Raw genomic sequence first — 14,092 nt, 5'->3', positions numbered from 1 at the left:
TTTAAAGTGTTATGCTATTAAAATCTGTTTTCGTTTGAAACTCATTGCCTAATAGTGTTTCAGTAAACTCTGTATAACTAATGGCTGTTGAGCCAAGTTTATTGAAACATATGCTCAGTAAGTTTTTCAGAGCTTAATAGCACAACGCGTTAATATTTTAAAACATGCATATGCTGCCGAAGCTATTATTGAACGCTCTTCCGAGCATAGTTATGTAAATCTTATTTTGAAAGATAACGGACAGGGATTTGATACCTCAAAAAAACCAAAGGAATTGGCCTAAGAAATATTGCGAACCGGCTTTTGCTGCACAATGGTAAATTGTTAATTGAATCTTCTCCGGGAAATGGCTGTACATTAAAAGTCAGTATTTTTATTGGCAATGAATTTGATCATGTTATCTAATTTCATTGTACCTTCAATCAGAACGATTTCAATAAACTGAGATAAACCGGGTAGTGGTCACTATAACCATTTCTGAATTGATATCCATCCCATGAACGCATTGGATATCCTTTATACTTGCCAATATTTTCGGTTAAAAAAGAAGCATTATAAATACCACTTCTATAATAAAAAAAACCTTTCTGTTTTTTATCTAACCATTCCTGCGACAAAATAATCTGATCAAAAAGCGCCCAGGCATCCTGAAAAGCAAGTGTGCCAATGCCTTTCATATAAAGCGCATGAAATGGGTTATACAAATTATTGGCAATGGCTTTTTCTTTTGCGCCTAAAATCTGATAAATACTTTTGTTGGATGGATTGTCGTTGAAGTCGCCCATGATGATAATTTTTCTTCCTATCTCAATTTGTTTAATGCTGTCTATATGCCGTTTTAATACATTCGCAGCATACATTCTTGCCGGTTCACTGGCATTGGTTCCTCCATATCTGGATGGCCAGTGGTTGATGTATATGTCAATGAGTTCTCCGTCCAGAAATCCTTCCACCCATAAAATATCTCTGGTATATCTGCTTGTTTTACTTCCTTCCGGTAAAATTACCTGAATGGCTTTGCTTTGAATGACTTTGAAATAGGAGGGTTGGTAGAGCAGGGCAACATCAATTCCTCTGGCATCTCTGCTGTCATAATGCACAAACGAGTAGTTGGCAGTTCTCAACCTGGAATGGTTGACGATATCGTTTAGTACCCAATCATTTTCTATTTCTGCCAGCCCAATGAATGCAGGCAAATTGCTGCCAATACTGGCCAATGTCTGAACAATGTTATTTAATTTACTGGTATATATAGTACCGGAATATTTTCTTGCTCCTGTTGGGGTAAACTCCTCATCTCTGTATAACGGGTTTTGAATCGTATCATATAAATTTTCTGTATTATAAAAAATAATGGTAGCTGATTTGAAAATGGATTTTTGTTGGCTATTTGCAAGCAGGCATGTTACAAGAAATAGTGAGAATATTGGTTTCATTTCACAGAGGATTATGCTTAAAAAATAAAAATATTAAAAAATAGTTATAGTAATTAAAAGATTTATTAAATTTAATTTTTTAGATGGCAATTGTTCTGTTTTGGTGTGAGCGGATTGATGCCGGATAGTGCGTTAGGTAAGTGGGTAAAACTGCTTTGCTTAAATACAATATCTATATGCATTATGTTTTTCTCTTTTTTTGTCTGGGTGGCTTTAGTATGCTCATGGCCCAGCCGGTTACAGATACATCAAAAAATACGGAAAGTGTTTACTGGCAGCAACTTCGCCAACAAACTGCTGATGAAATGGCGTTGGTAGTATTAGAAGATGCTACATTGGATGGTGAAAATAATCAACAGTATGCATCTTTACTTTCAGCCGGAAGAGATGCATTTTACAATGCTGCAGCTTTCAATTGGAATATAGCTCGTTTTAAAATGCGTGGCTATTCTAAATCTTTATTTACTACTTATTTAAATGGAGTGCCACTCGAGGATCTGGCTAATGGCAATACGTTGGTGAATTTATGGATGGGGTTAACAGGCGTATTTAAATCACGTGAAATGGTAATAGGGTTACAACCCAATCAATTTTCTTTCGGCAATCTGGGTAATGTCATCAATATTCATATTGCACCCATTCAGCAACAACGACAAAATATTTTAAACTACAGCGTTGCCAATAAAAATTATTCCCATCGCTTCAATTATGCGCATTACAGTGGCCAGTTAAAAAAGGGATGGTCATTTATATACAGCACTGCATGGCAATGGGCAAAAGAATCTTATGTTCCAGGTACTTATACCAATTATTTATCACTCTTTTTTGCTGCCAATAAAATCATTTCATCTAAACATTTGCTCACATTTAGTTTTTTAGGGTCTTCTGCAATAAATGGTCAGGCTGCAGCCACAACTTTAGAAGCTATGCAATTGGCAGGTAATCGTTATTATAATCCCAATTGGGGATATCAGAATAACCGGAAGCGCAATGCAGCTGAATATCGAAATATACAACCACTAATTGTATCGAATTATCAATGGAGGATTGATCAGCAAAGCACTTTTAATTTGGGGGCATTAGTTAGTATAGGGCTACAAAAAAGCAGAGGTTTAGATTGGCACAATGCACCTGACCCTCGTCCCGATTATTATCGGTATTTACCCTCTTTTCAAACAGATCCGGATTTACAAATGCAGGTAAAAAAACGATTGGAAAATGAACCGAATTTATTGCAACTGAATTGGGAAAATTTTTATGAAATTAACCAAAATAGTAAAGAAACCATTGCCAATGTAAATGGTATAAATGGCAATAATATTAACGGGTTAAGAAGTCGTTATATATTAAGAGATAATAATGTACTGAATACTTTTTTTGTACTTTCTCCTGTATTACATAAAAACTATTCAGGAAACTGGCAGCTCACTGCCGGAGGCACTGTTCAATATCAGCAAAGCCATTATTTTCAAACGGTAAACGATTTATTAGGGGGCGATTTTTTTGTGAATTGGAATCAGTTTGCTGACCAGAATCTGGTTGCGAATACAAATGCTTTACAAAATGATATATTGCATCCTAACCGGTTGGTAAAGAAAGGCGAAAAATATGGATACGATTTTCAAATGAATATCTGGAAGGCTTCCCGTTTTTTTCAGATTTCCAAACAATTCAGACACTTTGATTTTTTTGCTGCCGAGGCATTGAGTTATACCGGTTTTCAACGATTAGGTTTAGTTAAAAATGGTCTGTTCCCCCAAAGCTCTTATGGCCATTCTACAACAAATACTTTTCTCAATTATGCATTTAAATCGGGGATTACTTACAAATTAAATGGTAAAAATTACTTCAGTTTAAATATGGCCTGGCTTTCAATGCCACCTTATTATTCAGATGTATTTCTATCACCCCGAACAAGAGCTGCTACTCAGGACAATATTACCAGCACAAAATATGCAGCATATGAATTAAACTATCATTTAAATACTTCATTCATTAAATTACGTATTACCGGCTATTTAACCACAATTCAAGATGCATTAAAAATTTATACATTTTATGATGATGGTGTAAAGGGTTTTGTGAATGATGCTTTAAGTAATATTAACCAGATGAATGCGGGTATAGAATTGGGTGCTGAATTGAGATGGAATGACAAGCTACAATTTGCAGGCGCTTTTACTTTGGCCAATAACCGCTATACCAACAGGCCTCAGGCCATCGTAACTTTCGACAATTCTTCTGAAATCATTCAAAAAGAAACCGTTTATATTAAAAATTTTAAAGTGCCCGGATCGCCGCAACAGGCTGTGAATATAGCAGCAACATACCGGCCTACCCGCAAGGGTTTTATAACAGTATCCGGTAATTATATGGCTGATAACTGGCTTAATTTAAATCGGGTTAGAAGAACCGAAAGGGCAGTGCAGGGCTTAGATACAAAAAGTAATGCGTTCAATGCTATTATTCGTCCCGAAAAATTACCCGATTATTTTGTTGTGAATTTGTTTACGGGTTACCAGTTTGTAATGCCTGCAATTCAATCAAAAATAAAATCAAACCATTTGTTTGTGAGTTTAGGTATTACCAATTTGCTCAATAACAAAGCAATGATTGCCGGTGGGTATGAACAAATGCGATTTGATTTTGCCACACAAAATCCGGAAAAATTTCCTCCAAAATATTATTATGCTTATGGCATACAATATTTTTTGAGTACTAGTTTAAAATTTTAAATCCAATGGTATGATGAAAAAATATGCACCATTTTTTTATTTTGCGGCCTGTTTTTTTTTAATGAATAGTTGCGCAAAACCATTTGATGCACCTCCTGCAAATGATACACTAACACTTAACGCAAATACTACTATCCGGCAGTTAAAATTATTGCATGTTAAAAATAATTTTGAAAGGATAACAGATGATTTAATTGTTAGTGGTATTGTAATTGCAAATGATCAATCAGGTAATTGGTACAAGCAAATTATTATTCAGGATGAAACCGGAGGAATTACTGTACGAATGGATGGTAATAATTTGTTTAACAATTACCCTGTAGGAAGAAAAATTGCAGTGAAAGCAAAAGGTTTGTATTTGGGTGATTATGGCGGCGTGATACAATTGGGAGCAGGTATTGATAACAGCGATCCCAATAATCCAAGCCTAATTCCGCTTCCAACATCTTTATTCGATAAATATGTTTTGAAAGGTAGTTTGAACAATCAGGTTATCCCCAGGTTAGTAAATATCAATACACTTTCTGCAAACTTGCAGGATACATTACAAAGTACTTTAATTCAGTTAGCCGATGTAGAATTTGCTGTAAATGAATTAGATAAAACCTATGCCGATGCAGTGGGTAAGCAGGCTGCAAACCTAACCATAAAAAATTGTTCCGGTAACAGTATTATATTACGAACAAGTGGTTATGCAGATTTTGCTTCCAATAAAATTCCGGCAGGCAATGGTAATCTGGTTGCGGTTTTTGCAATATTTGGAACGACCAAACAATTGTTGATTCGTGATACTTCAGATGTTCATTTTCAAAATGCCCGATGTGGGAACAGCACTGTCAGTAAAATTTCAATTGCTGCTGTTCGCAATAGTTATAAAGGTACTGCATATACTTATCAGGAAGATAAATTCATCAATGGTATTGTTATTTCAGATGCAACTGCGGGAAATATTCCTGAAAATGAAGTGATTTTGCAGGAAGATTCAAATATGCCGGGTATTCTGCTCCAATTAAATACCGGGCATGGTTTTAAAATGGGCGATTCGGTAACTGTTCAATTAAATCAGGCCATGCTAACCAAAGAAAACAATATATTATTGCTGAAAAATATGGATACTACCGCTATTACAAAAATTGCCGGTTCAAAAAAAATTATTCCCCGAATGGTTACTATTCAGCAATTACAGGAAAATATTACCGATTGGGAATCTACATTGATTCAATTGAACTATCCGGCAATCAGTGGAACATTCTGGAATAATGCTGTTCGTTTATCAGACCCATCCGGCAGCATTGATTTATTTACTTATTCAACAGCAAATTTTTATAATACACCGGTTCCTACTCAAGCAGTTAATAAACTAACAGCAATTGTAAGCCTTCATCAAACCGGAGCTGTTATAATGTTGCGTAATTTGAATGATGTTGAATTGCTTTCAGGAGGTAGTGGTAATTTGAACAATGTTATTCAATTAAATCAATCTCCTCTTCTCATCAACTTTGATGATATTGCCAATGGTTTACCAAACGGTTGTTCTGTTTACACAAATGCAGGTAGCAATAGTTTGGGCAATGTTACCAATTTTGCTACTTCAAAAACAAGTTGGGGAAATACCACCGGCGGGTTTAAAAACTGCGCCTCAGCAATTGGCCTTTCTTCAAATGCAACTACTATACAACAAGATAATGCAACAAACAGAGCATTAGCACTTCGGCAAACAGGAACCGGTGGGTACGATCCCGGTGCGGCTTTTGTACTGCATTTGGCCAATACTACCGGTAAAAAAAATATTCAAATATCCTTTCAACTGCAATCGCTCGATGTAAGCAGTACCCGCACCACTAACTGGACGGTGGAATACGGATTAGGCGACAATCCAACCACATTCAGCAGCATTACTGCAACCGGATTATTGCAATCGGGAAATAGCCAATTCGGTTCGGGAACTGTTCAAATAAATTTTGGTTCGCTACTCAATAATATACCTACAGAAATTTGGATAAGAATTGTTGCAAAATCGACCACATCCGGAACTGGAAGTAGGCCGGTTACCGCAATAGATGATCTTTCATTCACTTGGGAATAAATGGGTTTGTTTGTCAGCTTGTCAGTTTAAGTTGCTTTGGTATTTAATTTGTCTACAAACAATAGGCTAATTTTTCTTGGATGAATAGTTATGCCTCACCTATTTGAAAAATATCGGCCTGTCAAAATTTCAACTTAAAAGATTTCAAATACTATTATTATGCAAAAAGGACAAATTAGGGTACAAACAGAAAACATTTTCCCCATCATTAAAAAATTTCTTTACAGTGATCATGAAATTTTTCTTCGGGAATTGGTAAGTAATGCAGTTGATGCGGTTCAAAAATTGAAAACATTGGCCTCAATAGGCGAGTTTAAAGGTGAACTGGGCGATTTGAAAATTGAAGTTGAATTAGATGCGAAAGAAAAAACCATCAGCATTACTGATACCGGTGTGGGAATGACAAAGGAGGAAGTAGATAAATACCTGAATCAGGTGGCTTTTAGTGGTGCCGAAGAGTTTTTAGCAAAATATAAAGATGCCAACATTATTGGACATTTTGGTTTAGGTTTTTACAGCTCATTTATGGTGGCAGAAAAAGTGGAATTATTAACCCAAAGCCACAATGCAGATGCGCCTACCGTTTATTGGAGTTGTGATGGCAGCCCTGAGTTTGAATTGTTTGAGGTAGAAAAAAGGAATCGCGGTACAAAAATTATTTTACATGTAGGCGAGGATAGTAAAGAATTTTTGGATGCATACCGGCTTAAGGGTATTTTAGAAAAGTTCTGTAAGTTCTTACCGGTTCCGATTTATTTTATTGATGTTGCTGCCGAAAAGAAAGAAGATGAGAAAATAAAACCTATTAATAATACAGCACCTATTTGGACCAAAAAGCCAAGTGAATTAAATAAAGAAGATTACGAAAAGTTTTATAAGGAATTATATCCTTTTGGCGAAACGCCATTGTTCTGGATACACCTGAATGTAGATTATCCGTTTAATTTAACCGGTATTTTATACTTTCCGAAAATTAAGCAGAGTTACGAAATACAAAAAGACAAAATACAGTTGTATAGCAATCAGGTATTTGTAACCGATGAGGTGAAAGATATTGTTCCCGAATTTTTAATGTTACTGCATGGTGTAATTGATAGCCCGGATATTCCATTAAACGTAAGCCGCAGTTATTTACAAGGCGATCCGAATGTTCGAAAAATCAACAACCACATTACCAAGAAAGTGGCCGATAAGTTAGAAGAAATTTTTAATAATGATCGTGCTTCATTTGAAGAGAAATGGGAAAGCCTTGGCTTATTTGTGAAGTATGGTATGATGACGGACGATAAGTTTTTAGAGAAGGCCAATCGTTTCCTCATTATGGAAGAGACAGTGTTAGAAGATACCGCAAAAAGCGAAGCAGAAAAAACAAAAGCTAAATTTTATACTATAGAGGAATACAAGAATGCAACGAATGCATTACAAAAAAATAAAGATGGTAAAAATGTAATTTTATACACTACCCAACCGGTACAGCAACATGCTTTTATTAAAGCCTGTGTAGATAAAGGCTATGTAGTAGTTAAAATGGAAACATTGGTAGATGCGGCTTTCATTAATACAATGGAAATGAAATGGGAAAATGTACATTTTGTGAGAGTGGACGCAGATATTGTAGATAATTTGATTGATAAACAGGAACACAATGAAATGGTACTTTCAAAAGATGAGCAGGAAAATCTGAAAAATCTCTTTAGTTTTCCCATCAACGATTTACATGTTACAGTAGAGCTAAAAGGGTTAAGTTCACAAAGTACACCCGTTGTAGCTACTAGGCCCGAATTTATGCGTCGTATGAAAGATATGGGTGCTGTTGGCGGTGGTATGGCATCATTCTATGCGCAAATGCCCGATGAAGTTACACTTACCGTTAATGGTAATCATCCAATTTTTCAACATATTTTGAAGTTGGATGATAAAGAAAAACAGGAAAAGCAGGTAAGAAATCTGGCAGATTTAGCGCTATTATCGCAAGGCTTGTTAAAAGGAAATTATTTAACCGGATTTATTGATCGTAATATTGAACTCATGCATCAGCAGGCAGAGGCTTCTGCATAAAACTTTGTATTTTTTTCAGGGAGGCTGCATCAAAAGTGCTATGCAGCCTCTTTTTATTCTGTAAGGAGGGGGGATGGAGAAAATTTTCGTTTATGTAAATCTCAGCCCCTTCTTTTTGCTTTAGATACATCCTCTTTTTTTAGAATGCTGATTTCCATATATTTCTGAATTCGTTGATGGAATGTTTCAGTATACCCTTTTTCAAGAAATAAATTTTTGTGCATGGGGGTTATGTAGATAACTTCAATAGATCGTGGATGTTCGAGCAGACTTTTATCGATATTCAAAACAACCTGCTGCATAATCATTTCATCAAAGGGATTGTAAAAGAATAAGCAATTTGCGGTAGATGGGATTGGAGTGTAAAAGGCATCGTTATTTATCAAATGAAAATTTACATGCGGAAACAAATGTTGCGTTACGGCAATATTATTTTGCGCATCCTTATACAATTGCGGTGATAGTTCAATTCCGGTAATGTTGTTGAAACCAAAATGAGCTGCAACACATAAGGCTCTTCCTTTGCCACATCCGAAATCTATGAAATGCAAATGTGGTAACTGTAATTGTTGAAATCCGGTTTCTAAAAGTGTAAAATCGGCGGGCATATAAATACTTGCGTGCTCTATGTTTACATCAGCAAGTGCTAAATGTTTTAATTCATCATGGCCGGTTGAATGAATGCTATATTTTTTTTCTCCGCGCCATTCGTTTCTAACAATATACCAGGCAATCCTAGTATTCCAGTTAATGGCAATGTACCAGAAATAAGATATGTGTTGCAATATTTTCATCTGCAAATATTTTTGGTGTGAACACAGGAACAATGCTGTTTTTGAATAAAGTTTTTCAAATGTTCTATTTAAAATTGTGAAAGAATAATAGTATTTTTTTACTGCGATGTACAATTTATTTTGACGGTCTAATATCCATTACCCGTAATTGTAATTTTTTTTCTCCCATATATTCATTCAGGTCAATTGTGCAAACAATATCTATAGGCTGTTGTGATTCTAATAAAGAAAAAAAATGCGCCATATTAAAGCCAATGCCGGTAATAGTACTATTATTTTGTTTTAATACAAAGCGAATGTGTTCCTCTTTTACAATTTTAGAGTAGCCGGTATCAGTAAGTTTTTCTATCATAAAAACAGGTTGCATGTTTTCCGGTCCAAAAGGCTCCATTTGGCAAATGATATTATAGAACCCCATTGTAATATCATTGAGTGTAATCACCGCATCAACTATAATTTCGGGGGTAAGCAGATCTGGATCAATGGTTTCATTTACAATGGCTTCAAATGCATTGCTGAATGTAATTAAGTTTTCGGGTTTTAAAGTTAATCCTGCAGCGGCAAAATGGCCGCCATAACCAATTAAATAATCCCTGCAGGCATGAATGGCTTCATACAGGTTAAAACCGGCCACACTTCTTGCACTGCCGGTAAGGTATTCGCCACTTTTGGTCAGTACAATTGTGGGGCGATAATGTTTTTCAATTAATCTGCTTGCCACAATGCCTACTACTCCTTTATGCCAGTGTTCCTGATATACTACGGTCGTTTTTTTATGTGTGTGATTTGCATCATCCTGAATTAATGACAGTGCTTCTGCTGTAATAGTGGTATCTGCTTCTTTTCGGTCAGTATTGTCGTTGTGCAACATTTCTGCTAATTGCAATGCTGCTTGCATATCCTGTTCAATGAATAACTGAACGGCTTTTTTAGCATCATCCATTCTACCGGCTGCATTTACTCTTGGAGCAATAATGAAAACAAGATTATTAATATGTAGTTCTTTTTGGATGCCGGCAAGTTGCAACAGGGCTTTAATGCCTATACAAGGGTTTTCATTTACTTTTTTTAATCCAAAATAAGCCAGTGTTCTGTTTTCCCCTGTAAGGGGCACAATATCTGCAGCAATGGCACAGGCAACCAAATCAATATATTGAAATGGTATTGTATCAGATAATCCGAGTTTTTCAGCCAATGCTGTAATTAATTTAAACCCTACTCCGCAGCCACACAGTTCTTTGTAGGGATAAGCACAATTTTTTTGTTTCGGATTAAGGATGGCAACCGCAGGGGGTAGTTGTTTGTCTGGTAAATGGTGGTCGCAAACAATAAAATCTATTGATAGATCTTTTGCATATTGAATAAGTTCTATGCTTTTTATACCACAGTCTAATGAAATAATTAATGAAAATCCATGCTCTTGGGCATAATGAATGCCTTGTTGACTAACACCATATCCTTCTCTGTAACGATGGGGAATATAAAAAGCCACATTCGGATAAACAGATTGTAAGAATCGGAACATGCAGGCAACAGAAGTGGTGCCATCTACATCGTAATCGCCATACACTAAAATTTTTTCGTTTTGTTGAAAAGCATTCAGAATACGCTGTACAGCCTTATCCATATCTTTCATTAGCCAGGGGCTGTGTAAATCGGTTAATTGTGGGCGAAAAAATTGTTTGGCTTTCTCAAAATTATCAATACCTCTTTGAACCAAAATTTGGCAGATAACCTGATTTACTTTTAAAGAAGATTGTAATTGCAAAACAGCATTGGCATCCCAAACGGGCATTTTCCATCGTTTCTCCATATTTAAATTACTTTATTGGTACAACAAACAATGGGAATGAAGATATCATTTAATTTTATACAATTCATTTTCAGGCTCTGGCTTTTCAATGAATCAAAAAAAACAGTTACAGCATGAAGAACCAATGTATATGCTGATGTTTCTGAAAATGATTAGGTAAAAAACGTGTTGTGCTATTACGCCCTGAAAATCTTACTGGGCATAGGTTTCAATAAACTTTGCTCAATATCAATTAGTTATACATAGTTTACTGAAACACCATTAGGCAATGAGTTTCAAACGAAAACTGATTTTAATAGCACAACACGTTAGGTAAAAAATAAGTGAGGTACTAATATTTTCTGTCTGTAGTAAAACGAACCAATTCTTCTAATGCACTGCGTACTTCTGATTCAGGAAATTGGTGTAAAATTTTTAAAGCTTCATCCCTGTATTGATTCATGATTTCAATGGTGTATTGAATACCGCCGTGTTTCATGACTTCTTGAATCACCTGTTGCACTTTTACCTTGTTTTTATTTTCGTTTTTCAGTATGTACATCAAAGCTTTCCTTTCCTTTATAGGTATATTATTCAAGGTATAAATGAGTGGTAAGGTTAATTTTTTTTCTTTTATATCATTGCCGGTAGGTTTGCCTATATTATAAGTGCCATAATCAAAAAGGTCGTCTTTTATTTGGAACGCCATGCCTACTTTTTCGCCAAACAAACGCATTTGTTCAATTTGCTCCGGATTATTGAATGTGGTAGAGGCACCTGCGGCACAGGCAGAGGCTAATAATGAGGCAGTTTTTCCTTTAATAATGTTAAAATAAATGGCCTCATTTATATTCAGGTTTCGCGATTTTTCCATTTGTAGCAATTCGCCTTCACTCATTTGTTTAACTGCCTCTGACATAATTTGTAAAACGCCAAAATCATGATTGCTCAGCGAAAGCAATAAACCTTTTGATAAAAGGTAATCGCCTACTAAAACGGCAACTTTATTTTTCCATAAGGCATTGATGGAAAAAAAACCACGTCTTTCCATTGATTCATCCACCACATCATCATGAACCAAAGTGGCCGTATGCAATAATTCTACCAAAGAAGCAGCCCTATATGTACTTTTATTTACCGGTGCCCCTAGTTTGGCGCTGAGTAAAACAAACATAGGCCGCAATTGCTTTCCTTTTCTTTTAACAATATATTGCATAATCCGATCTAACAGCGGTACCCTGCTTTGTACAGCCTCTTTAAAGTGCTTTTCAAATTCATCCAACTCGTCTTTTATTACCTGAAGGGCTAATTTCATAGCTTTTTGTATAGTGGTGCAATATAATAATTATGTGCAGCAGAATAATATAGTGTGTTAATTAGCCATAACTTACAATAATTTTGCAGATGCAACGTTTTTCAGAAATAAACTGTCTTTTTAGGCAGTTCTGTAAAAACATAATATAAAATTTGATTGTTCATTCCGATTATAATACTTTTGTCGGGAATTTTATCATCAACATTAAACATAAGCTATGGCAAGCAAAAAGTACATTTCGTTATTTGCAGCAATGTTTGTTCTGTTTCAGAGCATTGGATTTGCGCAAACATCAACTGATTGGGGTTGGGACTGGAAAGACAGTTCTAAAGTTCCTACTAAAAGGATACCTCAGTACAATGAGTTTCTAAACAACCAATACCCTTACCCGGCTAAACCCCGCGATCAGTGGGAGTTAGGTTTAAGTGCCGGTAGTTCTTTCATTTTAGGTGACCGGGCCATTTTAGCTGGCGGATACAATGGTGGTATTGTAGGTGGAATTTCTCTTCGTAAATCCATCAGTCATGTATTCTCGATTAGAGGTGCTTACAATGGTTCCATTGTTTCTATTCCCAGCAGTAAAACTACCGTATGGGCTAAAAACTATACCCACATGGGTTCTATTGATGCCATCGCGTCTTTAAATTCTATGAGTCATTACAGAGGCAATCCAAAATGGGATGTTTATGTTTTTGGAGGTTATTCTTTAATTTATACCAGAGTAATGACCAACCAGGGTGGTTCACTGCATAACTTGTATTATCCACAAACTAATTTAATTGGTACCTCTAATTTTCCCAATGATGCACCTGCTGTAAATGGCAGACATACCTGGGCTTTAATGCATGGCTTAAGCTATGGTGGTGGTGTATCTTATAAAATCAGTAACCGTGTAAATATCGGAATTGAACAAAGATTCACTGTTCCCATGTTCGGTAATGATTATTTAGATGGTAACAAAGTAGGTAATTCAGGAGACCAATACAGCTTCTCAACTGCTCATTTAAACATTAACTTAGGTAAAACTGCCAAAAGAGTACAACCCTTATGGTGGATTAACCCTTACAATTATGAGTACAATGAGCTGAATAGCCCCAAGCATATGAAAATGCCAAAGGTTGTATTGCCTGATGCAGATGGTGATGGTGTAACTGATCAATTCGACTTAGAACCCAATACACCAGCCGGTGCACCTGTTGATAGCCATGGTAGAGCAAAAGATACTGATGGTGATGGCGTTCCTGACTACAGAGATAAAGAAATTTTAACACCACAAAGTTGTTTCCCGGTAAATGCAGATGGTGTTGGTACTTGTCCTGAACCAGCTTGTTGCAAAGAGTTAAGAGATATGATTGCAAACATGCAAAAAGCACCGGTTTGTAACATCAGTAGCTTACCCAGCATACAATTTAAAAGAGGTGATAAATTAACCAAAGAAGCAATGCAATTATTAGATGCTGCCGCCGCAAGCATTAAAGCAAACCCAGATTGTAAAGTAAAAGTAATTGGTCACCCCGCTGCCAGCAAAGCAGCTCAGCAAATGGCATGGGAAAGAGTAAATGCTGTAATTAAATACTTAGTTGATAAACAAGGTATTTCTGAAAGCAGATTCATTTTCTCTTACGATGGTGGTTCCGGTGATGCTAATACCATTGATTTGCAAGGCACAACCGAAGAAGGTCCTAATACAGTACCTGCTCCACATCCGAACTTGAGAAGCAGAAACTAAATAATTAATCAGCATATTTTTAAAAAAGCCCCAATTTTGGGGCTTTTTTATGTTTAGATAAAGAGAAGGTTTTTACCTTGCCTATCCATAATAGCTTCATTTTCCTGTAAATTGGGGTACTTTTCAAGAATATTAACGTATGTTTTA

The 14,092-nt window shown here is 35.9% G+C and carries 8 protein-coding genes; 4 read left to right on the top strand and 4 right to left on the bottom strand.

Translation table 11 applies throughout. From position 1 onward, the window contains the following. Positions 1-422: 422 nt before the first annotated feature. Complete coding sequence (locus JK139_RS03505; RefSeq protein ID WP_074419205.1) at positions 423-1,436, bottom strand: endonuclease/exonuclease/phosphatase family protein; 1,014 nt, start codon at positions 1,434-1,436, stop codon at positions 423-425. A 176-nt stretch (positions 1,437-1,612) separates the two neighbouring features. Between JK139_RS03505 and JK139_RS03500 the strand changes: the two genes are divergently transcribed. From JK139_RS03500 to htpG, 3 genes are all read left to right on the top strand, one after another. Continuing rightward, positions 1,613-4,171: a TonB-dependent receptor gene (locus tag JK139_RS03500; RefSeq protein ID WP_218330599.1), complete on the top strand. Its 2,559-nt coding sequence runs from the start codon at positions 1,613-1,615 to the stop codon at positions 4,169-4,171. A gap of 10 nt (positions 4,172-4,181) precedes the next feature. After that, the gene (locus JK139_RS03495) at positions 4,182-6,257 is read left to right on the top strand and encodes a DUF5689 domain-containing protein (protein ID WP_218330598.1); all 2,076 of its coding nucleotides are present in this window, start codon (positions 4,182-4,184) and stop codon (positions 6,255-6,257) included. Positions 6,258-6,416: 159 nt separating this feature from the next. Next, a complete protein-coding gene (htpG, locus tag JK139_RS03490) occupies positions 6,417-8,315 on the top strand; it encodes a molecular chaperone HtpG (RefSeq protein WP_176712986.1) in 1,899 nt (632 codons plus the stop codon). 101 nt (positions 8,316-8,416) lie between these two features. On the opposite strand, the gene JK139_RS03485 is transcribed toward htpG, so the two are convergent. The 3 genes from JK139_RS03485 to JK139_RS03475 form a co-directional block, all read right to left on the bottom strand. Then, positions 8,417-9,109: a methyltransferase domain-containing protein gene (locus JK139_RS03485; protein ID WP_218330597.1), complete on the bottom strand. Its 693-nt coding sequence runs from the start codon at positions 9,107-9,109 to the stop codon at positions 8,417-8,419. A 115-nt stretch (positions 9,110-9,224) separates the two neighbouring features. Continuing rightward, positions 9,225-10,922, bottom strand: a complete 1,698-nt coding sequence (recJ, locus tag JK139_RS03480; protein ID WP_074417881.1) for a single-stranded-DNA-specific exonuclease RecJ — start codon at positions 10,920-10,922, stop codon at positions 9,225-9,227. Positions 10,923-11,253: 331 nt separating this feature from the next. Then, positions 11,254-12,216, bottom strand: coding sequence for a polyprenyl synthetase family protein (locus JK139_RS03475; RefSeq protein ID WP_074417880.1), 963 nt, complete (start codon positions 12,214-12,216; stop codon positions 11,254-11,256). A 217-nt stretch (positions 12,217-12,433) separates the two neighbouring features. Between JK139_RS03475 and JK139_RS03470 the strand changes: the two genes are divergently transcribed. Then, a complete protein-coding gene (locus JK139_RS03470) occupies positions 12,434-13,945 on the top strand; it encodes an OmpA family protein (protein WP_074417879.1) in 1,512 nt (503 codons plus the stop codon). Positions 13,946-14,092 lie beyond the last annotated feature (147 nt).

The organism is Hydrotalea lipotrueae (genome assembly GCF_019249625.1).
Taxonomy (GTDB): domain Bacteria; phylum Bacteroidota; class Bacteroidia; order Chitinophagales; family Chitinophagaceae; genus Hydrotalea; species Hydrotalea flava.
The sequence above is the reverse complement of the archived record's forward strand: the minus strand, read 5'-3'. Positions and strand labels throughout refer to the sequence as shown.

Excerpts from the sequence above, each read along its gene's own strand:
- JK139_RS03495 (WP_218330598.1), top strand. The coding sequence starts at position 4,182 with ATGATGAAAAAATATGCACCATTTTTTTATTTTGCGGCCTGTTTTTTT.
- recJ (WP_074417881.1), bottom strand. The coding sequence starts at position 10,922 with ATGGAGAAACGATGGAAAATGCCCGTTTGGGATGCCAATGCTGTTTTG.
- htpG (WP_176712986.1), top strand. The coding sequence starts at position 6,417 with ATGCAAAAAGGACAAATTAGGGTACAAACAGAAAACATTTTCCCCATC.
- JK139_RS03470 (WP_074417879.1), top strand. The coding sequence starts at position 12,434 with ATGGCAAGCAAAAAGTACATTTCGTTATTTGCAGCAATGTTTGTTCTG.
- JK139_RS03485 (WP_218330597.1), bottom strand. The coding sequence starts at position 9,109 with ATGAAAATATTGCAACACATATCTTATTTCTGGTACATTGCCATTAAC.
- JK139_RS03500 (WP_218330599.1), top strand. The coding sequence starts at position 1,613 with ATGCATTATGTTTTTCTCTTTTTTTGTCTGGGTGGCTTTAGTATGCTC.
- JK139_RS03505 (WP_074419205.1), bottom strand. The coding sequence starts at position 1,436 with ATGAAACCAATATTCTCACTATTTCTTGTAACATGCCTGCTTGCAAAT.
- JK139_RS03475 (WP_074417880.1), bottom strand. The coding sequence starts at position 12,216 with ATGAAATTAGCCCTTCAGGTAATAAAAGACGAGTTGGATGAATTTGAA.